21 protein-coding genes and 3 tRNA genes are annotated in these 22,997 nt (G+C 59.7%); 13 read left to right on the top strand and 11 right to left on the bottom strand.

Features of this window, described 5'->3' with window-relative positions; genetic code table 11:
* Positions 1-8: 8 nt before the first annotated feature.
* Genes mraY through QQG91_RS04135 form a run of 7 tightly spaced genes read right to left on the bottom strand, consistent with a single transcriptional unit; the run spans position 9 to position 7,660 of the window.
* A complete protein-coding gene (gene mraY / locus QQG91_RS04165) occupies positions 9-1,091 on the bottom strand; it encodes a phospho-N-acetylmuramoyl-pentapeptide-transferase (protein ID WP_285771720.1) in 1,083 nt (360 codons plus the stop codon).
* 3 nt (positions 1,092-1,094) lie between these two features.
* Positions 1,095-2,537: a UDP-N-acetylmuramoyl-tripeptide--D-alanyl-D-alanine ligase gene (locus tag QQG91_RS04160; protein WP_285771719.1), complete on the bottom strand. Its 1,443-nt coding sequence runs from the start codon at positions 2,535-2,537 to the stop codon at positions 1,095-1,097.
* Entirely contained in the window at positions 2,537-4,048 is a 1,512-nt protein-coding gene (locus QQG91_RS04155) for a UDP-N-acetylmuramoyl-L-alanyl-D-glutamate--2,6-diaminopimelate ligase (protein WP_285771718.1), read from the bottom strand. Before QQG91_RS04155 ends, QQG91_RS04160 begins: the two co-directional genes overlap by 1 nt.
* 12 nt (positions 4,049-4,060) lie before the next feature.
* Positions 4,061-5,842 (bottom strand): peptidoglycan D,D-transpeptidase FtsI family protein, encoded by a 1,782-nt coding sequence (locus QQG91_RS04150; protein WP_285771717.1) that lies wholly within the window; start codon positions 5,840-5,842, stop codon positions 4,061-4,063.
* Positions 5,839-6,192, bottom strand: coding sequence for a cell division protein FtsL (ftsL, locus tag QQG91_RS04145; RefSeq protein ID WP_285771716.1), 354 nt, complete (start codon positions 6,190-6,192; stop codon positions 5,839-5,841). Before ftsL ends, QQG91_RS04150 begins: the two co-directional genes overlap by 4 nt.
* Positions 6,192-7,160: a 16S rRNA (cytosine(1402)-N(4))-methyltransferase RsmH gene (gene rsmH, locus QQG91_RS04140; RefSeq protein ID WP_285771715.1), complete on the bottom strand. Its 969-nt coding sequence runs from the start codon at positions 7,158-7,160 to the stop codon at positions 6,192-6,194. The genes ftsL and rsmH overlap by 1 nt, the downstream gene beginning before the upstream one ends.
* Positions 7,160-7,660 (bottom strand): division/cell wall cluster transcriptional repressor MraZ, encoded by a 501-nt coding sequence (locus QQG91_RS04135; protein ID WP_285771714.1) that lies wholly within the window; start codon positions 7,658-7,660, stop codon positions 7,160-7,162. Before QQG91_RS04135 ends, rsmH begins: the two co-directional genes overlap by 1 nt.
* 845 nt (positions 7,661-8,505) lie before the next feature.
* Between QQG91_RS04135 and QQG91_RS04130 the strand changes: the two genes are divergently transcribed.
* Positions 8,506-8,721 (top strand): DUF1127 domain-containing protein, encoded by a 216-nt coding sequence (locus QQG91_RS04130; protein ID WP_285771713.1) that lies wholly within the window; start codon positions 8,506-8,508, stop codon positions 8,719-8,721.
* A gap of 312 nt (positions 8,722-9,033) precedes the next feature.
* Here QQG91_RS04130 and QQG91_RS04125 read toward each other — a convergent pair whose 3' ends face one another.
* Entirely contained in the window at positions 9,034-9,486 is a 453-nt protein-coding gene (locus QQG91_RS04125) for an Lrp/AsnC family transcriptional regulator (RefSeq protein ID WP_285771712.1), read from the bottom strand.
* A gap of 73 nt (positions 9,487-9,559) precedes the next feature.
* Here QQG91_RS04125 and QQG91_RS04120 point away from each other — a divergent pair, with 73 nt between their 5' ends.
* Positions 9,560-10,168 (top strand): LysE family translocator, encoded by a 609-nt coding sequence (locus tag QQG91_RS04120; RefSeq protein WP_285771711.1) that lies wholly within the window; start codon positions 9,560-9,562, stop codon positions 10,166-10,168.
* On the opposite strand, the gene QQG91_RS04115 is transcribed toward QQG91_RS04120, so the two are convergent.
* Together QQG91_RS04115 and QQG91_RS04110 are read right to left on the bottom strand one after the other, a co-directional pair.
* Positions 10,165-12,567: an ATP-dependent helicase gene (locus tag QQG91_RS04115; protein ID WP_285771710.1), complete on the bottom strand. Its 2,403-nt coding sequence runs from the start codon at positions 12,565-12,567 to the stop codon at positions 10,165-10,167. The genes QQG91_RS04120 and QQG91_RS04115 overlap by 4 nt on opposite strands.
* A gap of 68 nt (positions 12,568-12,635) precedes the next feature.
* A complete protein-coding gene (locus QQG91_RS04110; protein ID WP_285771709.1) occupies positions 12,636-13,253 on the bottom strand; it encodes a MarR family winged helix-turn-helix transcriptional regulator in 618 nt (205 codons plus the stop codon).
* Positions 13,254-13,343: 90 nt separating this feature from the next.
* Here QQG91_RS04110 and QQG91_RS04105 point away from each other — a divergent pair, with 90 nt between their 5' ends.
* The 7 genes from QQG91_RS04105 (at position 13,344) to hisH (ending at position 20,271) form a co-directional block, all read left to right on the top strand.
* On the top strand, positions 13,344-14,855 hold the full coding sequence (locus tag QQG91_RS04105) for an MDR family MFS transporter (protein ID WP_285771708.1): 1,512 nt from the start codon (positions 13,344-13,346) through the stop codon (positions 14,853-14,855).
* Between the two features lie 138 nt (positions 14,856-14,993).
* A complete protein-coding gene (locus QQG91_RS04100; protein ID WP_285771707.1) occupies positions 14,994-18,437 on the top strand; it encodes a pyruvate carboxylase in 3,444 nt (1,147 codons plus the stop codon).
* A gap of 150 nt (positions 18,438-18,587) precedes the next feature.
* A tRNA-Gly gene (locus tag QQG91_RS04095) sits at positions 18,588-18,662 on the top strand.
* Between the two features lie 18 nt (positions 18,663-18,680).
* A tRNA-Gly gene (locus QQG91_RS04090) sits at positions 18,681-18,755 on the top strand.
* A 34-nt stretch (positions 18,756-18,789) separates the two neighbouring features.
* Positions 18,790-18,864, top strand: a tRNA-Gly gene (locus QQG91_RS04085).
* A gap of 181 nt (positions 18,865-19,045) precedes the next feature.
* The gene (hisB, locus tag QQG91_RS04080; RefSeq protein WP_285771706.1) at positions 19,046-19,633 is read left to right on the top strand and encodes an imidazoleglycerol-phosphate dehydratase HisB; all 588 of its coding nucleotides are present in this window, start codon (positions 19,046-19,048) and stop codon (positions 19,631-19,633) included.
* Entirely contained in the window at positions 19,630-20,271 is a 642-nt protein-coding gene (gene hisH, locus QQG91_RS04075) for an imidazole glycerol phosphate synthase subunit HisH (RefSeq protein WP_285771705.1), read from the top strand. Before hisB ends, hisH begins: the two co-directional genes overlap by 4 nt.
* A gap of 45 nt (positions 20,272-20,316) precedes the next feature.
* Here the strand turns inward: hisH and QQG91_RS04070 are convergent, their stop codons facing one another.
* The gene (locus tag QQG91_RS04070) at positions 20,317-20,706 is read right to left on the bottom strand and encodes a DUF2147 domain-containing protein (RefSeq protein ID WP_285771704.1); all 390 of its coding nucleotides are present in this window, start codon (positions 20,704-20,706) and stop codon (positions 20,317-20,319) included.
* Positions 20,707-20,837: 131 nt separating this feature from the next.
* Between QQG91_RS04070 and hisA the strand changes: the two genes are divergently transcribed.
* The 4 genes from hisA to QQG91_RS04050 are packed head-to-tail and all read left to right on the top strand — an operon-like array spanning position 20,838 to position 22,971.
* Entirely contained in the window at positions 20,838-21,560 is a 723-nt protein-coding gene (gene hisA, locus QQG91_RS04065) for a 1-(5-phosphoribosyl)-5-[(5-phosphoribosylamino)methylideneamino]imidazole-4-carboxamide isomerase (protein WP_285771703.1), read from the top strand.
* Positions 21,557-21,844 (top strand): hypothetical protein, encoded by a 288-nt coding sequence (locus QQG91_RS04060; protein WP_285771702.1) that lies wholly within the window; start codon positions 21,557-21,559, stop codon positions 21,842-21,844. Before hisA ends, QQG91_RS04060 begins: the two co-directional genes overlap by 4 nt.
* Before the next feature lie 60 nt (positions 21,845-21,904).
* Positions 21,905-22,663: an imidazole glycerol phosphate synthase subunit HisF gene (gene hisF, locus QQG91_RS04055; protein WP_285771701.1), complete on the top strand. Its 759-nt coding sequence runs from the start codon at positions 21,905-21,907 to the stop codon at positions 22,661-22,663.
* A complete protein-coding gene (locus QQG91_RS04050) occupies positions 22,660-22,971 on the top strand; it encodes a phosphoribosyl-ATP diphosphatase (protein WP_285772306.1) in 312 nt (103 codons plus the stop codon). Before hisF ends, QQG91_RS04050 begins: the two co-directional genes overlap by 4 nt.
* The last annotated feature ends 26 nt before the right edge of the window (positions 22,972-22,997 follow it).

The raw sequence follows: 22,997 nt of genomic DNA, 5'->3' as shown, positions 1-22,997 counted from the left end.
AAAGGCAATCAGCGCACTTTGAGTGTGGCCAGACCGATCATCGCAAGGATCAGCGAGATGATCCAGAAGCGGATTACGATCTGGGGTTCGGACCAGCCTTTTTTCTCGTAGTGGTGATGGATAGGGGCCATCAGGAAGACCCGTTTGCCGGTGCGTTTGAAATAGGCCACCTGAATGATCACGCTGAGGGTTTCCATCACGAAGAGGCCGCCGACGATGGCGAGCACAATCTCGTGTTTGGTGGCGACCGCGATGGATCCGAGTGCGCCGCCCAAAGCGAGCGAGCCGGTATCCCCCATGAACACAGCGGCAGGCGGAGCGTTATACCACAAAAAGCCGAGACCGCCGCCGATGAGACCCGCGCAGAAGATCAAAAGCTCCCCTGTATCAGGCACATAGTGGACATCAAGATAGTCGGTGAAGTCCACACGGCCTACGGCGTAGGCGATGATGCCGAAGGTTCCTGCGGCGATCATCACGGGCATGATCGCAAGACCATCGAGGCCATCGGTGAAATTCACCGCATTCGCCGCGCCGACGATGACGATCATGGCGAAGGGGATAAAAAAGAACGACAGGTTGATCAGCGCATCCTTGAAGACCGGCAGTGCCAGTTGATAGGTCAAACCTTCGGGATGGAAGGACGCGGCCCAGAAGCCGGCGATACCTGCGACGAGAAAGCCGAGGACAAGGCGGACTTTGCCCGAGACACCGTCGGTATTCTGTTTGCGCACCTTGGCGTAATCGTCGGCAAAGCCGATCAGCGCATAGGACAGGGTCACAAAGAGAACGAGAAGCACATAGGGATTGTCGAGGCGCGCCCAGAGGAGCGTCGAAACGGTCAAAGCGCCAACGATCAACAGACCGCCCATGGTCGGGGTGCCCTGTTTGGCGAAATGTGCCTCGGGGCCGTCCGCGCGGATCGGTTGACCCTTGCCCTGTTTGCGGCGCAGCACATTGATCAGCGGCTTGCCGAACAAAAAGCCGAAGATCAGACCCGTGAAAAGCGCACCGCCCGCACGGAAGGTGATGTAGCGAAAGAGGTTGAATACATCGCCGCCGTCAGACAGCGCGGTGAGCCAATAGAGCATGTATTAAACCTCTTCTTCCAATCTGGGGTTGCGTTGCCCCATTTTGCGGATGGCGTCAACAACGAGGCTGACTTTGCTCCCCTTGGAGCCTTTGACGAGAACGACATCCCCGCTGTCGACCAATTTTGCCACATGCGGGATGAGGTCCGTGGCGCTCTGAGCCCAGCGGCCTTTTTTCTCTTCGGGAAGGGCGTCGTGAAGGTGCTTCATACGTGGGCCGACGCAATGCACAAGGGCCACGTTTTCCAGTGAGCGGTCCTTGGCCACTTGGGCATGAAGCGCGAGCTCGTCGGGTCCGAGTTCGAGCATATCGCCAAGGATCGCGATCCTGCGGCCCGTGTTCCAGCGCCCGACACCGTTGCGCGGGGTGCGTGCCGCGAGCACTTCGAGAGAGGCGGCAAGGGATGTCGGATTGGCGTTGAAGGCATCGTCGATGAGATCGAGATATTCATCCGATTTGGCGGAATCGAGATAGACGACTTCCGCGGTGCCGCGCCCTGCGGGCGGAGCCCATTCGGCAAGATCGAGAAGCGCCGTCACACGATCGGCCCCGAGCGCTGTGACAACTGCAATCACTCCCATTGCGTTCTGGGCGAAATGCCGCCCTTCGGTGCCGACTTTGAGCAGAACAGGCGTGCGCCAGGCGCGGCCTTTGGCGATCGTATGGCCTTCGCGAATGCGCAGATCAGCGAGGCGGTGGTGACAGCCTGCGCTTTGGCCGAACGTGATGATCTTGGCGTTTTTCGCATTGGCCGCGTCAAGGAGGATCGGCGTCGTTGGCAAATCGCCGTTCAGCACTGCAATGCCACCCGGTTCGAGGCCGTCGCAGATCGACGCCTTTTCACGGGCGATGCCTTCGATGTTCTCAAAGGCTTCGAGGTGGGCGGCGGCAACGGTTGTCACCATGACCACATGCGGCCGCGCCATCTTGACCAACGGCGAGATTTCGCCGGGATGGTTCATGCCGATTTCGATCACCGCATATTCGGTGTCCTCGGGCATGCGGGCCAGCGTCAGCGGCACGCCCCAATGGTTGTTGTAGCTGGCTTCGGCGGCGTGTGTTCTTCCCTGTTTGGCAAGAACGGTGCGCAGCATTTCTTTGGTCGATGTTTTACCGACCGAACCTGTCACGGCGACAACGCGCGCCGCAGTGCGCGCCCGCGCTGCGCGCCCCAGTGCTTCGAGCGCGGCAAGCACATCGGGAACGATCAAAAGCGGAGCGCTTTCGGGCACGCCTTCGGGTCGATGGGTAACGAGAGCCGCAGCCGCCCCTTTTTCGAGTGCTTGCGCCACAAACTCGTGACCGTCGCGCGCCGCTTTGAGCGCAACGAAAAGATCGCCCTTGGCCAAAGTGCGCGTGTCGATCGAGACGCCGTTCACCTCAAACTCGGTCGTGGCGTGGCCGCCCGTGGCTTGGGCTGCGTCTTTTGAAGTCCAAAGGGCCATCAGATTTTTCCATCCAGAGCGGCAACGGCCACGCTGGCCTGTTCCACATCGTCAAAGGGCAAAATATCGTCCCCGATGATCTGGCCCGTTTCATGGCCTTTGCCGGCCACAAGAAGAGCGTCACCAGGTTCAAGCATATCGGCGGCGCGAAGGATGGCTTCGGCGCGGTCGGCCACCTCCATCACGCGGTCCGATCCACCGGCATTGATCGCGCCTTCGAGGACAGCGGCGCGGATTTTGGCGGGGTCCTCCGATCGCGGATTGTCGTCGGTGACGATCACGAAATCGGCGTTGCGCACGGCTTCTGCGCCCATCAAGGGACGCTTTAGCGTGTCGCGGTCGCCCCCTGCCCCGACGATGGCGATGATGCGACCCATGACATGCGGGCGCATGGCCCGAAGAGCGGTGCGCACCGCATCGGGGGTATGTGCGTAATCGACAAAGACCGCAGCCCCGTTCGCACGCGTTGCCGCAAGCTGCATGCGGCCCCGCACCGTGGTCAGATAAGGAAGCGTTTCGAAAACGGCAGCAGGGTCCTCGCCCGCAGCGATGACAAGACCTGCCGCAAGAAGCACGTTGTCCGCCTGAAACCCGCCGACGAGGTTGAGCCGCTTGAGATAGGTTTTCCCCTCGAAGGAGAAACGAAGCTCCTGCCCCGTCGCATCGAACCGCTGGGCGCTGAGGTAAAGGTCGGCATCCTCGCGGCGTCCGACACGGATCACCTCTTGACCGCGATCTTCGGCGATGTCAGCCACGCGGGTACCTTTGGGATCATCGATATTGATCACGGCTCCCGCTTCGGGGGGAAGAACACGGTCGAAAAGCCCCATCTTGGCTTCGAAATAAGCCTCGAAAGTCTTGTGATAATCGAGATGGTCTTGGGTGAAATTGGTAAAGCCCGCCGCTTTGAGCATGACCCCGTCAAGGCGGCGCTGGTCAAGACCGTGGCTGGACGCTTCCATCGACAGATGGGTCACACCTTGACGCGCCGCTTCGGCCATCACGCGGTGGAGCGTGATCGGCTCGGGCGTGGTGTGGCGCAGCGGATAGGTCCATGCGCCTTCGACCCCCGTGGTTCCGAGATTGCATGCCTCGTGCCCCAGTTCGAGCCAGATCTGGCGGCAAAATGTTGAGACCGACGTTTTCCCGTTCGTTCCCGTGACGGCGACCACGGTCGAGGGTGTCGGGCCGAACCAGATCGAGGCAGTTTGCGCAAGCGCCGCACGGGCGTCTTCGGCCACGATGAGAGCCGCGCCTGCGGCTTCGACTTCGGCACTGCACAAAGCGGCACCTTCTGGATCGGTGAGAACAGCCGCTGCCCCTTGGGCAAGCGCTTTGGCGACAAAGCTTGCGCCATGCACCTTGGTTCCGGGAAGCGCAAAGAACAGCGTGCCTTGGGTCACCTCGCGGCTATCGACGCTGATCGCGGTGATCTGCGCCTCTTTGCCGCCGCGTGCACGCAGTCCAAGGGCCGCAAGATTAGAGTTTTTGTTTGCTGCCCCGTTGGTCATGCCGTTCCCCGTTCAATTCGAGGTGAGTGTTACACCCTCTAGGGAGGACATTTCAATCTGTGGTCTGAGCCCAAGTAGAGGGGCGACGCGGCGGATCATCTCTGCGGCCACGGGAACCGCAGTCCAGCCTGCGGTGCGGCGCGGCTCGGTGCCCGAGGTTTCGACAGGTTCGTCGAGCGTCACGATCAGCACATACTTGGGGTCGGAGGCGGGGAACATGGAGGCAAAGGTCGCGATGACCTTGTCGTCATAATATCCGCCCGTCGGCTTGGGCTTATCGGCGGTGCCCGTTTTGCCCGCCACTTCGTAACCGACAACCTCGCCAAAGGATGCGGTGCCGCGCACGACCACCTGACGCAGCATGTCGACGGCGGCATCTGCCGAACGCTCGGACATCACGCGCTCGCCCAAGGCGGGGTGATCTTGACGCAGCAGGGTCGGCGACACCTGATAGCCGCCGTTGGCAATCGTCGCATAAGCCGCAGCAAGGTGAAGCGGCGAGGCCGACAAACCGTGACCATAGGAAATGGTCATGGTCGAAATCTCCGACCACTGCTTCGGCTGAAGCGGACGCCCCGAAGGCGCTTCGATCAACTCGACGCTGGTCGGCTTGAGGAACCCAAGCGTTTCAAGAAAAGCCTTCTGGCGCTCGGGTCCGATCTGGAGCGCGATGCGCGCGGTGCCAACGTTCGAGGACTTGACGATCACATCCGTGCTGGTCAGCTGCGGGCCGTAGTTGTGGAAATCGTTGATACGGAAACGACCCCAGGTCATCGGCCCTTTGGTGTCGATCATGGTGTCGGGGTTGATCAGGCCAAGCTCCATGGCCTGTGCGACCGCAAATATCTTGAAGGTGGAGCCGAGCTCGTACACACCCTGCACAGCGCGGTTGAAGAGCGGGCTGTCGGATTGATCGCCTGTGGTCAGCACACGCGGTCGGTTGTTGGGATCGAAGTCGGGAAGCGACGCCATCGCGACAATCTCGCCCGTGTGGACATCCATCAGGATCGACGTCGCGCCTTTGGCGTTCATGAGCATCATGCCGCCTGCAAGCACACGTTCGGTCGCGGCCTGAATCGTGAGGTCGATGGAGAGCTGGAGCGGCGCACCCGCGTTTGCGGGATCCCGCAAATACTCGTCGAACTGCTTTTCGACACCCGCGACACCGATCACTTCGGCAGAGTTCACCCCCTCACGCCCGAAACGGGCACCGCCAAGGATGTGCGACGCAATCGGGCCGTTGGGATAAAGACGCATCTCGCGCGGACCGAACAGAAGACCGGGCTCGCCGATATCATGCACAAGCTGCATCTGCTCGGGGCTGATCTGCTTGCGAATCCAGAGAAATTTACGATTGCCCGTAAAATCCTTGAGCAGTTTTTCCGCCTCGAGCTCTGGGAAGATCGCGGCGAGTTCCGTCGCAGCACGAGTAGGATCGACCATCATCTGCGGCTGGGCATAGAGCGCGTGGGTATCCATATTCGTCGCGAGAATACGGCCGTTGCGATCCACGATATTTGCGCGCTGGTTGATGATCGGGTTGGTGACGAGCGCGGTGCGCGGCTCTTCGGGTTCGGTCGAGGCGATAATGCCCATTTTGCCGATGATCGCGACAAAGGCGAAAAAGAACATCATGCCGAGCATGAGAAGACGGCCTTCGGCGCGCGAACGCGACTTGTCCCGCATTTCCTCGTGACGGACGCGTTTGTTTTCGGCTTCGATGGCGTCGGGGTTTTCTCCGACCTGACGGGCCTTGAGAATGCGGGCAAGCGGACGGAGCGGTGTGCGGATCATAGCGGCTCCTCCCCTTCCAGCGTTCCTTTGACTTCCACCGCATCCGTGATGGGGAGAAGGTCGGGCATCGGATAGATCACCTGATCGACGCGACCAAAGGCATCGGGCATGATCGGGAGCAGTCCGAGACGCTCGAAGTTGAGGTCCGCAAGATCGCGAAGACGGTCAGGACGATTAAGGTAAGCCCATTCCGCTTCGAGCGTGTTCAATCGCGCATGGGCCGCGCCGATCTGGGCATGAAGCGCGCGCACTTCTTTGATCTGTTGCTGGGTCGCATAATTCTCGCGATAGGCCCAAAACGCCAATGCCATGACGGCGAGTGCGGACAGAACATAAAGAATACTACGCATCACTTTTCACCCTTGCGAAGAGGCATTCCCAGCGCGGATCGTTCAACTTCTCCCGAAGGCGCATCGGTGCGCACCGCAACCCGAAGCTTTGCAGACCGCGAACGCGGATTCTCGGCAAGCTCTTGGTCGTCGGGACCGATGGCCTTGCGGCTCTTCAATTCGAATGCAGGCGTTTCGCGGTGCAGCTCGGGGGCATAGCGGTTCGCATTGCCCGTGCTGCCCGAACGGGCCTGAAGGAAACGTTTGACCATGCGGTCCTCGACCGAATGGAAGGTCACAACCGCCAACTGACCGCCCGGCGCGAGCGCGCGCTCCGCCGCCATAAGACCTTCGGCCAGCTCACCGTATTCGTCGTTCACAGCGATACGGAGCGCCTGAAATGTGCGGGTGGCCGGATGACTTTGCCCCGGCTTTGGACGCGGCAGGCAGCTTTCCACAATTCTGGCAAGCTGCAGCGTTGTTTCGATGGGGCGGGCATTGACGATGGCGCGGGCGATACGGCGGGACGCACGCTCTTCGCCATAAAGATAAATGATCTCGGCAAGATCCACCTCTTCGGCGGTATTCACCAGATCGGCGGCACTGGGTCCCGATTGCGACATGCGCATATCGAGCGGTCCGTCGCGCATAAAGGAAAAGCCGCGCTCCGCGAGATCGAGCTGCATCGACGAAACCCCAAGATCGAGCACAACCCCCGCCAGACCCGAACCATATTCGTCAAGTCGCGAGAATGTGCCTTCGACCAGTTCGAGCCGATCGCCGTATTCATGCGCCCAAGGCGCAGCCATTTCAAAGGCGAGCGGATCGCGGTCAACGCCGATCACTTTATCCGCACCCGCCTCCAGCAAGGCTCGGGAATAGCCGCCTGCCCCGAAGGTGCCGTCCAGCCAAACGCCAGAAACAGGTGCGACCGCATTGATAAGCGGCCGCAAGAGAACTGAGATGTGGGGCTGGTCGGGAGAGGACATCAGCTTCCCCCCAAAACACTGAGCGGGTCGAAGTCATCGGGCATATCGTCGAGCCAGTTGTCGATATCGGCACCGACCGTGGCTTGGAATGTTTCCTGATTCCACATTTCGAAACTGTCGCCCATGCCGCGGAAATAGATCTCGCCCTCTTCGATCTTGAGCTTTTCGCGCAATTTGAGCGGAAGGATGACGCGGCCATCCTTGTCGACCTCAAGCTCGGTTGATTGGGTGATCATGAGATGGGCGAGTCGCTTTTTGTCGGCCGTGCGCTCGCGCGGCATCGCGTAAATCTCGCCCACGATCTTTTCGTGCTCGGCCACGGTATAGGCCTGAAGCTCGTTCTTGAGATGCTGACCATAGACAATCACGACGCGCGGCGAGAGACCTTCTGCCCACTTGGGGTCACCGCCTTCCAGCACACGGCGATAAGGGGCTGGAATCGACATCCGTCCCTTCTTGTCCACCTTTTGGGTGTGTTCGCCTGTAAACGCCAGAACCACTACTGCGGTGCCTCTCTAACCTGTCACTCTTAGCGAAAAACGAAACGGCGGATTGAGCTGCTGCCACTGCTCAATCCGCCGTCGTCGTCCCTCGCGGGATGTCCGACTGCACGCGCCACCTGGGGGGATGTCTGCTCGCTCGCGCGCCGGATCTCTTGTTTTCGAAAGTGTGGGAGCCTGTATGAAACCTGCTTATGCCGGTGGGGTTCTTTTGCCCCTTAAATATCAAACCCATCGCTTTCGATGACCTGAAATTGCCACGCAGAACGGGTGCGCGCAACACTTTTTTGGGAATTCATGGAACCATTTGGGTCAGCCTGGAGGAAAAGTTATCCACATTCGCACTCCACCGTGAGGAACGAGAACCAATGGTGGATACCATAGCACCATTGCACACAATATGTTGTATTCAGAGTGGTTGAAAAACAAGTTCCAGAAAAACCCAAAAAATTTCCAGACACGCGCACTCATGCTGAACATCCCCAAAGTTATCCACAGATGTTCGCCCCATGTTCACCTGATTTCACGTCAAAACACGTGGACGTGATTCGGAAATCCAGCGAGTTCCATGAAAAGCGCAATCGGATTCCATGTGGTTCCAGAAGCATCATTTCAGCGCGTCGCTCGCACGCGCGCGCGAGCACACGTGCAAACCCCATGGGCAAGTCGAGCATTGGAGCGGCAGCAAGATAGGTCAGCTTTGCGTATGCACTTTCTGCATAGCAGCATTGCTCATTCATCCATTGTGCAAACGCAGCAATGGGCGCATCTATAGTCCAACAGCGCGACACAGAGCGCATCGAGACAAAGCCCCGAACGGGGGCAAGACGAGAAAGAGATACGAAATGGCATACGCAACCGAGACCCGCACCGCAGCATTCGGCCTGACCGCAGTTTTCGGCAACATCGCCGCTCAGGTTTCCGAGTTCTTCGCAAAGCGTAAAGTCTACGCAAACACCGTGAACGAGCTTGAAGCTCTGAACGACCGCGAACTCGCCGACCTCGGCATCGCTCGTTCGATGATCAAGCGCGTCGCAATCGAAGCCGCTTACGGCGCCTAATAGAACACTCTCGGGTCTCCTCCTCCTCCCTGAGACCCCTGAGAAACGGCCCGCTCTCTCTCCTCCTCCCTGAGAGCGCACCGGACAAAAGCGACGGCATCTTCCTCCTCCCTGATGCCGTCGCTTACAAGAATACGAGGCGCTCCTCCTCCTCCCTGAGCCCTCGTTAAATAGGACCCAAGCGCTCTCCTCCTCCCTGCGCGAAGGTCCGATAAGCGCCGCTCTCTCCTCCTCCCTGAGCGGACGCCGAACAGAACGACGGTGCCCTCCTCCTCCCTGGCACCGTCGTTTTCCGTTTTAAGGACCGTGAGTTCAGGAACGGATATCCTTGGGAGAGCCCATCACCATATAGCTTGTGATCGAGCGCACATTCGGAACCGTGCCGAGCGTGTCGGTGTGAAACGCCTTGTAGGCGGCGAGATTCTCTACCTCGACCCGCAAGAGGTATTCGAAAGCCCCTGCAACGTTATGGCATTCGGTGACGGGCGCCGCATTGCGCATCGCCCGCTCAAAGGTTTCCTGCGCAGCTTTGGTGTGTTCGGACAAGCCGACCGTCACATAGACCAGAAACCCGCGCCCCGTTTTCGCGGGATCAAGGCGCGCCGTATAGCCTTTGATCACCCCCGACTTTTCAAGCTCTTGAACCCGCCGAAGGCACGCCGAGGGCGACAAACCCACCTTTTCCGCAAGGGCGATATTCGCGAGTCGCCCGTCACGCTCCAATTCACGCAATATCTTTCGGTCCAGATCATCAAAAGTCGTCATTTATTGCACCTCGAATTCGATTTTGTCGAATATATGCAATCAAATTCGCCCCTTGACCACATATACAACTGCAATGACATACGAACTCCTTACCGCACTCATCGGCTTTTCCTTCGTCAGCTCGATCACACCGGGTCCGAACAACATGATGCTCATGGCCTCGGGCGCGAATTTCGGGCTGCGCCGCACGCTGCCGCATATGATGGGTGTGGGGATCGGCTTCGTTTTTATGGTGTTCCTGGTCGGTGCAGGGCTTACCCAACTCTTTGATCTCTGGCCGCTGAGCTATTCCCTGCTCAAAGTGGTCAGCGTCGTCTATCTGCTTTATCTTGCTTGGAAGATCGCGACCGCGGCCCCGAAGAGCCCCGATGCCCCCGAAACCGACAAGAAACCGATCACATTTCTTCAAGCGGCGGCCTTTCAATGGGTGAATCCCAAGGCATGGGCCATGGCCCTCACCGCCACGACGGCCTATTCTGGCGACCATTCGATGCGAAATGTCGTCATCGTGGCACTGGTGTTCGGCGCGGTGAACCTCCCCTCCATCAGCACTTGGACGGTTCTGGGCGTGCAGATGCGCAAGATCCTCACCAATCCGCGTCGCCTGCGCGTCTTTAACTGGACGATGGGCGCACTTCTGGTCGCGACGCTCTGGCCGATTCTTGCCGGAATGAGCGCCTAGAACGGAACATCGTTGGCAGAGTCGGCGGAGACGACGAATTTGGACACGACCTTTTTCGCCCCTGCCTTGTCGAACTCGATGTCGAGCTTATCGCCCTCGATCTCCATCACCTCGCCATAGCCGAACTTTTGGTGGAACACGCGATCCCCGACGGTAAATGACGATACGGCAGTGGCGTTGATGATGATCCCGCGCGCCTCCACAGGTTGCGCCATACCGCGCACACCTTGGGCGCGCGACTGCATGCGCCGCCAACCTGGCGAGTTATAGACATCCGCTTTGGAAGCACGCTCGAAAATCTGGCTGTCCTGCGCGGTTCGGATCGAAGGCGATGCGCTTGCGGACATCCCCGCCGCACCATAGCCGCCGCCGTAAAGACCAGGAGGCGTCATCACCTCGACATGCGCCTCAGGGAGCTCGTCGATAAAGCGGCTTGGAAGCTGGCTTTGCCATTGACCATAAACGCGGCGGTTGGCGGCAAAGGATATCGTGCAGATCTCCTCTGCCCGCGTGATGCCGACATAGGCAAGCCGCCGCTCTTCCTCGAGCCCCTTGAGACCGCTTTCGTCCATACTGCGTTGGGACGGGAAAAGTCCGTCTTCCCATCCGGGAAGAAACACCACAGGAAACTCCAGACCTTTGGCGGCATGAAGCGTCATGATCGAGACTTTTTCCTCGGAATCCTCGGATTCGTTGTCCATGATCAATGCGACATGTTCGAGAAACCCCTGAAGGTTGTCGAAATTCTCGAGCGCCTTGACCAATTCCTTGAGGTTTTCAAGGCGGCCGGGGGCTTCGGGCGTTATGTCGTTCTGCCACATGCCCGTATACCCGCTCTCGTCGAGGATCATTTCGGCGAGTTCGACATGGGTGTCGGCCTCGGCACGGACTTGGGCATTCCAGCGCAAGAGGCTGTCGACGAGATAGCTGAGTTCCTTGAGACCCTTACCGCCAAGGAGTTTCGCCTCGCAGACAAGCCGCGCGCCTTCGACCAGTGAAACACCGTTCGAGCGGGCGGTGCGCTGGATGGTTTGAACCGCTTTGTCGCCAAGCCCGCGCTTGGGGGTATTGACGATCCGCTCGAAGGCGAGGTCGTCGTCAAGGCTCACCGCAAGGCGGAAATAGGCCATGGCATCGCGGATTTCCAAACGCTCGTAAAAGCGCGGACCCCCGATGACGCGATAGGGAAGACCGATGGTCAAAAACCGATCTTCAAAGGCCCGCATCTGGTGCGAGGCACGAACGAGGATCGCCATATCTTCAAGCGATTTGGGCGATTGACCACGGGTGCCGCGCTGAGACGCTTCGATTTCTTCTCCGATCCAGCGGGCCTCTTCCTCGCCGTCCCAATGGCCGATGAGTCGCACCTTTTCGCCGTGCTCGACCTCGGTCCAAAGTTCCTTGCCCAAACGGCCCTTGTTCCCCGAGATCACACCCGATGCAGCAGCCAGAATATGGGGCGTGGAGCGATAGTTTTGCTCGAGCCGCACGATCTTGGCGCCGGGGAAGTCCTTTTCGAAACGGAGAATGTTGCCGACTTCGGCGCCGCGCCAGCCGTAAATCGACTGGTCGTCATCCCCCACACAGCAGATATTCTTGTGCCCGCCCGCAAGGAGGCGCAGCCACAGATACTGGGCCACGTTGGTATCCTGATACTCGTCCACGAGGATATAGCGGAACCAGCGCTGGTATTGCGCCAGAACGTCGGGGTGGGTCTGGAAAATCGTGACCATGTGCAAAAGCAGATCACCGAAGTCCACCGCGTTCAGTTCGCGCAAGCGCATCTGGTATTGGTAATAGAGGTCCACGCCCTTGCCATCAAAGGCGCTCGCGTCGCCTGTCGGAACCTGTGCAGGGGTCCAAGCGCGGTTCTTCCACTGGTCGATGATCCCTGCAAGCATCCGCGCAGGCCAGCGTTTGTCGTCGATGTTCGCCACCGACAAAAGCTGTTTCAATAGGCGTATCTGGTCGTCGGTATCCAGAATGGTGAAGTTTGTCTTGAGCTCGACGAGTTCCGCATGGCGGCGCAAGAGCTTGACGCAGATGGAGTGGAACGTGCCGAGCCAAGGCATGCCCTCGACCGCCTCGCCTAAGAGGGACGCAACGCGGAGCTTCATCTCGCGCGCGGCTTTGTTGGTGAAGGTAACGGCAAGAATTTCGTTCGGACGCGCACGCCCCGTCGTCATAAGGTGCGCAATGCGGCAGGTCAGCGCCTTGGTCTTGCCCGTTCCCGCGCCCGCAAGCATCAGCACCGGACCGTCGAGTGTTTCGACTGCCTCGCGCTGTGCGGGGTTGAGCCCCTCAAGATAAGGAGTGGGGCGAGCAGCCATCATGGCCCGCTGGCTTAGCGGGATATTGGCTGCGGCTTCAAAGGCGTCATCTTCGGAAAAACTGCTCATGCGGCGCAGAATAATGCCTTTGGCCGTCGAGGGAAAGTATGTTCCTCAAATGTTCGCGACTTGCGGGGCTATTTCTCGTCCCCGAGGAGAGAGGCCCCCGTCACGCGCGCGACACCGAGCACATACCTCTGGAACAGGATTGAGAACCGTTCGATATCCTCCTCGGGCCAGTCTTCGAAGATTTGCACCATAAGGCGCCACTTCGATGTCATGAAATCCGAGATGTATTTGCCCCCCTTCGGCGTAAGATCGATCACGCTCTTGCGCGCATCGGATTGCGACGGTCGGCGCACCGCGACTTCTCTGGAGACAAGCTCGGCAACGATCCGCGACGCGCGCGAGGGGTCGACTTCCATCAATTCGGCAACGCGGCCGATCGTCGGCTCTTCGGGACGGAGCAACCCCACCCCCGCATTCAGTCGGGCAATCGCGATGAGTCCCTGAAGCATCGCAGGCTCGAGCGGCGTTTCGAGACCTTCGATCATTTTGCCTTGGAACTCTCCCTTTTCGTACAGGCGACGCCAATGGAAATTCGCCACGTCGAAACGCATCAGAGCGTCAATGGCTTCCTCTGAAAACCCTCTCACCGCGAGACGTTCCGACACTTTGGCCTGAATGCGCGGATCGGGGCGGAAAATGTCGTGCTCTTCGCTCATCTGGGCGCTGCTTCCGTTTTTATGTGCCATTGTCAAATATATGCTTTTGTCATATATATGCCATTGTCACATATTGACGCAATAGACTCTCGCCAGCGGAAATCCCCTTAGGATCATCAAATGTCTACCCAATCACATTCCGCGCCGGCCCCTGCCGACGCCCCGAATCTTCGGCTTATCATCGGCTCGATCGGTGTTTTGCTGCTGCTCGCCGCTCTCGACCAGACCATCGTGTCCACCGCACTTCCGACGATTGTTGCGGATCTGGGCGGGCTCGAGCACCTGTCATGGGTGGTAACGGCCTATATCCTCGCTTCGACTGTCGTGGCGCCGCTCTACGGCAAACTCGGAGACCTTTATGGTCGCCGCAACACGGTGTTCGTTTCGGTGGGTCTGTTCCTGCTGGGCTCCGCACTCTGCGGTATCGCGAGCAATATGACCTTTCTCATCCTTGCGCGTGCGCTTCAGGGTCTTGGGGGCGGCGGTCTTTTCGTGCTTGCTCTCTCGGTCATCGGCGAGGTGATCCCACCCAAGGATCGCGGCAAAACCCAAGGTATTTTCGCCGCCGTCTTTTCGGTCTCGTCAGTGATCGGGCCGCTCTTGGGCGGCTGGTTCGTCGAGGTGTTCAGCTGGCACTGGATTTTCTATATCAACATCCCCTTCGGCGCTTTGGCGGTTGCGGGCTTTGCCTATGCGTTCAAACCGACAGGCCGCCGCGTCAAACACAAGATCGACTGGTGGGGCGCAGCACTCCTTTCAACCACTTTGGCGGGGATGACGCTCTTTACCTCGCTCGGCGGCCAGACTTTTGCGTGGGATTCGGTTCAGATCATCGGCCTTGCCGCCGTGTCGCTTGTCTCGCTCGTCGGCTTTATCTGGGTCGAGGCCCGCGCCGAAGAGCCGATCCTGCCGCTCGGTCTTTTCAAAAAGAACGTCTTCTGGGTCACGAGCGTGATCGGCTTCATTGCAGGGGCCGTGATGTTCGGCTCCATCACATTCTTGCCGATCTACCTTCAGATCGCCAAGGGCGTGACCCCGACCGTTTCGGGTCTCATGCTGGTTCCGATGACCTTCGGCATCCTGTTTTCATCGGCCATTGCAGGCCGCTCGATGGGCAGATCCGGTAAATACCGATGGATTCCCATCGTGGGGATGAGCGCGCTCATCATCGGCATGGCTCTTCTGAGCCAGATCACCGCCGACTCGAGCACTGCTTATTTCGCTTTCTGCATCGTCTTTGTCGGCCTCGGGATGGGCTGTATTTTTCCCGTCGTCACCACCGCCGTGCAGAACGCCGTCCCGATGGAAGTCATCGGCACCGCAACCGCTGCGGGCCTGATGTTCCGTCAGGTCGGCGGCTCGCTCGCAGTTGCAGCATTCGGCGCGCTGTTCTCCGCCCGTCTTGCATCGCAAATGGAAGGTTTTGCGATGGGGAACGGGGGCGGCGAATTCAGCCCCGCCGCCCTGCGCAACCTGCCCGACAATGTGAAAGCGCTCGTCGGAGATGCCGTCGTCAATGCGATTCATCCGATCTTCTGGATCGCAGGCGGTCTTGCATTCATCGGTATACTTTTCTCGCTTTTGCTTGAGGAAATCCCCCTCATCAACCGTCAGGTTCCCAAAGGCGAGTAATACAATCGATGGCTTGGCAGAATAATCGATTATTCTGCCAAGCCATTTACGTTAACGCTAACAAATATGCGTTTTACGGTTGACCCCCCTGCAAATGTCCCTACAGATTGCTGCAACTGCAAAAGGGGACCGTTTGCCATGCCCGAATTCAAGAAAATTCTGATCGCCAACCGCGGTGAAATCGCCATTCGCATCATGCGTGCTGCGAACGAGATGGGGAAAAAGACCGTCGCGGTTTACGCCGAAGAGGACAAACTCGGTCTCCACCGCTTCAAAGCGGACGAAGCGTATCGCATCGGCGAAGGTATGGGTCCCGTTGCCGCCTATCTCAGCATCGAAGAAATCATCCGCGTCGCCAAAATGTCGGGTGCTGATGCCATCCACCCTGGTTACGGTCTACTTTCGGAAAACCCCCAATTCGTCGACGCCTGCGAGGCCGCAGGGATCACCTTTATCGGCCCCAAGGCCAAGACCATGCGCGAGCTGGGCGACAAGGCCAGCGCCCGCAAGGTCGCCATTGCCGCGGGCGTTCCGGTCATCCCTGCAACCGAAGTGCTTGGCGATGATATGGACGCCATCCGCAAAGAAGCAGCCGAGATCGGCTATCCCCTGATGCTCAAGGCGTCTTGGGGTGGCGGCGGTCGCGGGATGCGCCCGATCCTCACGGAAAAGGAACTCGAGGAAAAAGTGCGTGAAGGCCGCCGCGAGGCCGAAGCCGCCTTTGGCAACGGGGAAGGCTATCTTGAAAAGATGATCACCCGCGCGCGCCACGTCGAAGTCCAGATCCTCGGCGACAAGCACGGCACGATATATCACCTTTGGGAGCGCGACTGCTCGGTCCAGCGCCGTAACCAAAAGGTCGTCGAACGCGCCCCTGCCCCATACCTCACCGAAACCCAGCGCGAGCGGATTTGCAGCCTCGGTAAGAAAATCTGCGAACACGTGAACTATGAATGCGCGGGCACCGTTGAGTTCCTGATGGATATGGATTCGGGCGAGTTCTACTTCATCGAGGTGAACCCCCGTGTTCAGGTCGAGCACACCGTCACCGAAGAGGTGACAGGCATCGACATCGTTCGCGCCCAGATCCTTATCGCAGAAGGCAAGTCCATCGTGGAGGCCACTGGCTGCGCCTCTCAGTATGATGTCAAACTTGACGGCCACGCGCTCCAGTGCCGCGTGACCACCGAAGACCCGTCGAACAACTTCATCCCCGATTATGGTCGCATCCAGACCTATCGCTCCGCCACGGGTCCGGGCATCCGTCTTGACGGCGGCACGGCCTATTCGGGCGCCGTGATCACCCGCTATTACGACTCGCTTTTGACCAAGATCACCGCGCGTGCGCCCACCCCTGAAATGGCCATCGCCCGCATGGACCGCGCACTGCGGGAATTCCGTATTCGCGGCGTGTCGACGAACATCGAGTTTGTGATCAACCTTCTCAAGCACCCGACGTTCCTGAACTACGAATATACGACCAAGTTCATCGATACGACGCAGGAGCTCTTCAACTTCTCCAAGCGCCGCGATCGCGCGACCAAGATCCTGACCTATATCGCGGATATCACCGTCAACGGTCATCCCGAGACCGCAGGCCGTCCGCGCCCGCCTGCCGACCTCAAAGACCCCAAAGCCCCCGTCAAACCGGGGGCCGAGGTCCAGAACGGCACCCGCCAGATCCTTGACCAGCACGGCCCCGCCGCCGTGGCAGACTGGCTTCGCAACCAGAACCAGCTTTTGATCACCGACACGACGATGCGCGATGGGCACCAGTCCCTTTTGGCGACCCGCATGCGCTCGATCGATATGATCCGCGTGGCCCCCGCTTATGCGCAAAAGATGTCGAACCTCTTCTCGGTCGAATGCTGGGGCGGCGCGACCTTCGACGTGGCCTATCGCTTCTTGCAGGAATGCCCGTGGCAGCGTCTGCGCGACATCCGCGCGGCCATGCCCAACGTGATGACCCAGATGCTGCTGCGTGCATCGAACGGTGTCGGCTATACCAACTACCCCGACAACGTCGTGCAGGAATTCGTGCGTCAGGCCGCCGAGTCGGGCGTCGATGTGTTCCGCGTCTTCGACTCGCTCAACTGGGTCGAAAACATGCGCGTCGCGATGGACGCCGTGATTGAGGCGAACAAAGTTTGCGAAGGCACCATTTGCTACACGGGCGACATGCTCGACCCTGCCCGCGCAAAGTATGATCTCAAGTACTATGTGGGCATGGCCAAAGAACTTGAAGCTGCCGGCGCGCATGTGCTCGGCCTCAAGGATATGGCGGGCCTCCTGAAACCCGCTGCCGCCGCCGCCCTCGTCAAAGCGCTCAAGGAAGAGGTCGGCCTGCCGATCCACTTCCACACACACGACACCTCGGGCGCTTCGATCGCGACCGTGATCGCGGCTGCGAATGCAGGCGTTGATGTCATCGACGCCGCGATGGACAGCTTCTCGGGCGGCACCTCGCAGCCGACCATGGGCTCGATCGTCGAAGCCCTGCGCGGCACCGAGCGCGACACAGGCCTCGATATCAAAGCGATCCGCGAGATTTCCAACTACTGGGAACAGGTCCGCGCCCAATATGTCGCCTTTGAATCGGGTCTCCAGTCGCCCGCCTCCGAAGTCTATCTCCACGAAATGCCGGGTGGCCAGTTCACCAACCTCAAGGCACAGGCCCGTTCGCTTGGCCTAGAAGAGCGTTGGCACGAAGTCGCACAGGCCTATGCCGACGTGAACATGATGTTCGGCGATATCGTCAAAGTGACCCCCTCGTCCAAAGTGGTCGGGGACATGGCGCTTATGATGGTCTCGCAAGGTCTCACCCCCGCCCAGGTCCAGGACCCCGCAAGCGACGTCGTCTTCCCCGACTCGGTCATCGACATGATGAAGGGCAGTCTCGGCCAACCCCCGGGCGGCTGGCCTGCCGATCTTCAGAAAAAGATCCTCAAAGGCGAGACCCCGATCACCGACCGCCCCGGAAAGCACCTCAAGCCCGTCAACCTCGAAGAGGTCCGTGCCGACCTTTCCAAACAGCTCGAGGGCAAAGCCGTCGATAACGAGGACCTGAACGGATATCTGATGTATCCCAAGGTCTTCCTCGACTACATGGGCCGTCACCGCACCTATGGCCCCGTGCGCACGCTTCCGACAAAGACCTTCTTCTACGGCATGGCTGCGGGCGAAGAGATCAGCGCCGAAATCGATCCCGGCAAAACGCTCGAAATCCGCCTCCAAGCCGTCGGCGACATGGACGAGAACGGCGAGGTCAAAGTCTTCTTCGAACTGAACGGCCAGCCGCGCACCATTCGCGTGCCGAACCGCGCAGCCACGGCAACCAAAGCGGTCCGCCCCAAGGCCGAAGCGGGCAACCCGAACCACATCGGCGCGCCGATGCCCGGGGTGGTGGCCACTGTTGCTGCTCAGGCGGGTAAAGAAGTCAAAGCAGGCGATCTCCTCCTGACCATCGAAGCGATGAAGATGGAAACGGGTATCCATGCCGATCGCGATGCGGTCGTCAAATCGGTCTTCGTTTCCGCAGGCGGCCAAATCGACGCCAAGGACCTGCTCATCGAATTCGAATAAGGGGCATTCGCGACCAAACCGAAAGGGCGGGGCACGGACCCCGCCCTTTCTCTATGCAACGGCCTTGATCGGCAAAAAATTTTGCCCGAAGCGCGTTTTCCCCTTGCAGCCTTCCGCTCCATTTCATATCTCACGCCCACCGAAAAGGAAGCGGGCGTAGCTCAGGGGTAGAGCATAACCTTGCCAAGGTTAGGGTCGGGCGTTCGAATCGCCTCGCCCGCTCCAATTCGGTCTGACAACGGTGCGGGCGTAGCTCAGGGGTAGAGCATAACCTTGCCAAGGTTAGGGTCGGGCGTTCGAATCGCCTCGCCCGCTCCAAGTCAGACCCAGACCTCACGGTCAAAGCTCAGGTGCGGGCGTAGCTCAGGGGTAGAGCATAACCTTGCCAAGGTTAGGGTCGGGCGTTCGAATCGCCTCGCCCGCTCCAACAAAAGAACCTCCCTTCGGGGAGGTTTTTTGTTTTTCGGGCCTGCCTTGCCTTTGTGCTCCAAATATCCCGGGGTGAATGCGCCCATCGGGCGCAGAGGGGCAGCGCCCCTGCTGCGCTTGAAATGCTTGGCCTTTCGTCCTCCCGCCCCTATAAGCCAGTTAAATTCAACGGAGGCTCCATGCGGACGGCTTTGATCACACGCAAGACGGCGGAAACGTCGATCTCTGTCGAGTTGAACCTCGACGGCACAGGCACCTATGACAACAAAACGGGCGTCGGCTTTTTCGACCACATGCTCGACCAGCTGTCGCGTCACTCCCTGATCGACATGACCATCCGCGCCGAAGGCGATTACCACATCGATGATCACCACACCGTCGAGGATACGGGCATCGCCATCGGTCAGGCCCTCGTCAAAGCCTTGGGCGACAAAAAGGGCATCAACCGCTACGGGCACTTCGCGCTCGCCATGGACGACACGCAGGTCCGCTGCGCCCTCGATTTGTCGGGACGCTCCTATCTTGTCTGGAACTGCCCCTTCACGGCAGAAAAGATCGGCACCTTCGACACCGAGCTGGTGCGCGAATTCTTTCAGGCGATCAGCCTCCATGGCGGTATCACGCTCCATGTCGACCTCGTGCACGGCGTGAACAGCCACCACATCGCCGAGGCCGCCTTCAAGGCTCTGGCCAAGGCATTGCGCATGGCCGTCGAAACCGACCCGCGCATGTCGAACGCCTTGCCCTCGACCAAAGGTGCCCTGTGACCCTCACGGTTCTTGTCGATTACGACAGCGGCAATCTGCACTCTGCGCAAAAGGCCTTTGAACGCATGGCGCGCGAAAGCGGTCACGGCACCGTTGTCGTGACCTCTGACGCGGATGTCGTCGCCAAAGCGGATCGTATCGTTCTGCCGGGCGACGGCGCTTTTCCGGCCTGCCGAAAGGCACTCTATGCGGTCGACGGCGTCGCCGAAGCCATCGTCGAGGCGGTCGAGACCCGCGGCGTGCCCTTCATGGGGATTTGCGTCGGCATGCAGATGCTCGCGACACGCGGCCACGAATACGAAGTGACCACGGGATTCGACTGGATCAAGGGCGAGATCACCCACATCGCCCCCGCGGACACCTCGCTCAAAGTGCCGCACATGGGCTGGAACGATTTGGTTATCGACCATCCGCACCCCGTTCTTGCCGGCATCAGAACGGGCGATCATGCCTACTTCGTCCACTCCTACCATATGGCGGTGGAGAACAAGGCAGAACGGATCGCACATGTGGATTATGCAGGCGACATCACGGCCATTGTCGGGCGCGACAATATCATCGGCACCCAATTCCATCCCGAGAAAAGTCAGGCCACGGGATTGAGGATCATTTCGAACTTCCTCGACTGGAAGCCCTAAAGCACAACACCCGCCCTTCGGCGGGTGTCGCATTTTTCGTCGGTCTTATTGACGGATCCAGGTGCCACCGTTGCGGCAGAGCCCCAGAACGCAACCGGATACCGAAAGATTGTCACCGTCGAGCACCAGCTTGGACGAATAGGTCTTGCCGCTGTCGGGCGCAAAGACCTTGCCCGAGTAACGGCCATTCCCGTGCGGAACCGTCTCGAAGATGATTTCTTTGCCGATGTTGTCCGATGCCATGACCGCACCGTTCGAATCAAACGCCTGCGTCAGGACCCCGCAAAACGTGGTTCCGCAAACCTTGACCTCGATCAGACCGGTGTTGCCGTTGTTGTCGGGCACCGTCCGCCACATTCCTTCAATCGGATCGGCGGCAAAAGCCGCCCCCGCGCTCAGCACAAAAGCCGCAATCGTCGTAGCAATCTTTTTCATGCAGTCCTCCCTTTTGCGGCAGGTTTCCCGAGGTTCATGATTCTAAGCAAGCATTACCTTGGGTCGCCGCCTGTCGTTGCATTCTTTGCTCCGTCATGCATAACGGCCACAAGCAAAGAAAAGGTAAGCCCATGATCCTTTATCCCGCCATTGATCTCAAGGACGGCAACGCCGTGCGCCTCTACAAAGGCGACATGGATCAGGCCACCGTCTTCAATACGGACCCCGCCGCTCAGGCCCGCGCGTTTGTCGAAGCCGGCTGCGAATGGCTCCATCTTGTCGACCTCAACGGTGCTTTCGCGGGCGAACCCGTCAACGCCGCCCCCGTCGAAGCCATTCTGCGCGACTGCAAGGTGCCTGCCCAACTCGGGGGCGGCATCCGCGACATGGCGACGATCGAGCGCTGGCTGTCCAAAGGCCTGAGCCGCGTCATTCTCGGCACCGTCGCCGTCGAGAACCCCGATCTTGTCCGCGAAGCCGCCCGCGCGTTCCCCGGTCATGTTGCCGTAGGCATCGACGCCCGCAACGGTCGCGTGGCCACCAAAGGCTGGGCCACCGAGACGGACGTTCTTGTCACCGATCTGGCCAAGTCCTTCGAAGACGCAGGGGTCGCCGCCATCATCTATACCGACATCAACCGTGACGGCGCGATGCAGGGCCCGAACATCGAAGCAACGGCAGAGCTTGCCCGTTCCGTTTCGATCCCCGTCATCGCCTCGGGCGGCGTTTCCTCGCTCGAGGATCTGCGCAATCTCAAGTCCTGCGGTGCTCCGCTTGACGGCGCAATATCGGGCCGCGCACTCTATGACGGCGCCATCGATCTGGCCGAAGCCCTCCAAGTCCTCAAGGCGTGAAGCGGCTCGCCTATCTCGTGTTGGGGATCGGCATAGCGCTTTGTCTTTTACCGATCCCCCTGATCTTCTGGGCAAGCCGGTTTGCCCAGAACCACGGCTGCAGGCTCGATGAAGCAGGCATCTATCCTTGTTTCGTGGGCGGCACCGACTGGGGGAGCACCCTTGCTGCGGCCTCGATCTCGGGCTGGCTGCTGATCCTTACGCTCCCTCTCGCGGGCTTTCTGGCGCTCGCGCTTCTCGCTCTTTTCTCGATCGATATGTTCCTGCGCTGGCGCCGCCGCTGACGTTGCATCACGCCGCGCCCCGCTCTATGAGAGGCCAAGAGACGAGAAAAGGCGCGCCCCATGCTCAAAACCCGCATCATCCCCTGCCTCGACGTGGCCGATGGCCGTGTGGTCAAAGGCGTGAACTTCGTCGATCTGATCGACGCAGGCGATCCGGTCGAAGCCGCCAAAGCCTATGACGCTGCCGGCGCGGACGAGCTGTGCTTTCTCGACATCCATGCAACCCACGAAAACCGCGGCACGATGTTCGACCTCGTGACCCGCACCGCAGAGGCCTGTTTCATGCCGCTGACCGTGGGCGGCGGCGTGCGCACCCACGAGGACGTGCGCGCCCTGCTCCTTGCCGGTGCCGACAAAGTGAGCTTCAACTCGGCCGCTGTGGCAAATCCCGATGTTCTGACTGAAGCGGCGCTGCGTTTCGGCTCGCAGTGTATCGTGTGCGCCATCGACGCCAAGACGGTCGAACCCGGCCGCTGGGAAATCTTTACCCACGGCGGGCGCAAGCCGACCGGCATCGATGCAATCGAATTCGCAATCAAAGCGCAGGAAAAAGGCGCAGGCGAAATCCTTCTCACCTCGATGGACCGCGACGGCACCAAAGCGGGGTTCAACCTTCCCCTCACCAAAGCGATCAGCGAGGCGGTCGATATTCCCGTGATAGCCTCGGGGGGCGTCGGCACACTCGACCACCTTGTCGAAGGCGTGACCAAAGGCGGGGCTTCGGCCGTGCTTGCCGCTTCGATCTTCCACTTCGGCACATACACCATCGGCGAGGCCAAGGCCCATATGGCCGCCGCAGGCATTCCAGTGAGGCTCTGATGTCCCTTTACGATCTCGACAAAACCATTCAGGCCCGCAAATCCGCCGACCCCGAAAGCTCCTGGACGGCCAAGCTTTTCGCGAAGGGCCCCGAGAAATGCGCCGAAAAATTCGGTGAAGAAGCGATCGAGGCCATCATCGAAGCCGTCAAAGGCGACCGCGACAAACTCATCGGCGAAGCCGCAGACAGTCTCTACCACCTCTTGGTGATGTGCGCCGCCCGCGACATCACGCTTGCGGATATCGAAGCCGAACTCGACCGCCGCACCACGCAATCGGGCATCGCGGAAAAAGCGTCACGCGGCTGATCTGCCTTTGTGCCGAAAAATATCCC

Source organism: Marivivens sp. LCG002 (assembly GCF_030264275.1).
In the GTDB taxonomy this organism is placed as follows: domain Bacteria; phylum Pseudomonadota; class Alphaproteobacteria; order Rhodobacterales; family Rhodobacteraceae; genus Marivivens.
This window is presented reverse-complemented; position numbering and strand designations above follow the sequence as displayed.

Excerpts from the sequence above, each read along its gene's own strand:
- QQG91_RS04150 (WP_285771717.1), bottom strand. The coding sequence starts at position 5,842 with ATGATCCGCACACCGCTCCGTCCGCTTGCCCGCATTCTCAAGGCCCGT.
- QQG91_RS04110 (WP_285771709.1), bottom strand. The coding sequence starts at position 13,253 with ATGGCACATAAAAACGGAAGCAGCGCCCAGATGAGCGAAGAGCACGAC.
- rsmH (WP_285771715.1), bottom strand. The coding sequence starts at position 7,160 with ATGTCCTCTCCCGACCAGCCCCACATCTCAGTTCTCTTGCGGCCGCTT.
- QQG91_RS04160 (WP_285771719.1), bottom strand. The coding sequence starts at position 2,537 with ATGGCCCTTTGGACTTCAAAAGACGCAGCCCAAGCCACGGGCGGCCAC.
- QQG91_RS04115 (WP_285771710.1), bottom strand. The coding sequence starts at position 12,567 with ATGAGCAGTTTTTCCGAAGATGACGCCTTTGAAGCCGCAGCCAATATC.
- mraY (WP_285771720.1), bottom strand. The coding sequence starts at position 1,091 with ATGCTCTATTGGCTCACCGCGCTGTCTGACGGCGGCGATGTATTCAAC.
- QQG91_RS04120 (WP_285771711.1), top strand. The coding sequence starts at position 9,560 with ATGACATACGAACTCCTTACCGCACTCATCGGCTTTTCCTTCGTCAGC.
- ftsL (WP_285771716.1), bottom strand. The coding sequence starts at position 6,192 with ATGCGTAGTATTCTTTATGTTCTGTCCGCACTCGCCGTCATGGCATTG.
- QQG91_RS04070 (WP_285771704.1), bottom strand. The coding sequence starts at position 20,706 with ATGAAAAAGATTGCTACGACGATTGCGGCTTTTGTGCTGAGCGCGGGG.
- hisF (WP_285771701.1), top strand. The coding sequence starts at position 21,905 with ATGCTCAAAACCCGCATCATCCCCTGCCTCGACGTGGCCGATGGCCGT.
- hisB (WP_285771706.1), top strand. The coding sequence starts at position 19,046 with ATGCGGACGGCTTTGATCACACGCAAGACGGCGGAAACGTCGATCTCT.
- QQG91_RS04105 (WP_285771708.1), top strand. The coding sequence starts at position 13,344 with ATGTCTACCCAATCACATTCCGCGCCGGCCCCTGCCGACGCCCCGAAT.
- QQG91_RS04130 (WP_285771713.1), top strand. The coding sequence starts at position 8,506 with ATGGCATACGCAACCGAGACCCGCACCGCAGCATTCGGCCTGACCGCA.
- QQG91_RS04155 (WP_285771718.1), bottom strand. The coding sequence starts at position 4,048 with ATGACCAACGGGGCAGCAAACAAAAACTCTAATCTTGCGGCCCTTGGA.
- QQG91_RS04125 (WP_285771712.1), bottom strand. The coding sequence starts at position 9,486 with ATGACGACTTTTGATGATCTGGACCGAAAGATATTGCGTGAATTGGAG.
- QQG91_RS04100 (WP_285771707.1), top strand. The coding sequence starts at position 14,994 with ATGCCCGAATTCAAGAAAATTCTGATCGCCAACCGCGGTGAAATCGCC.
- hisA (WP_285771703.1), top strand. The coding sequence starts at position 20,838 with ATGATCCTTTATCCCGCCATTGATCTCAAGGACGGCAACGCCGTGCGC.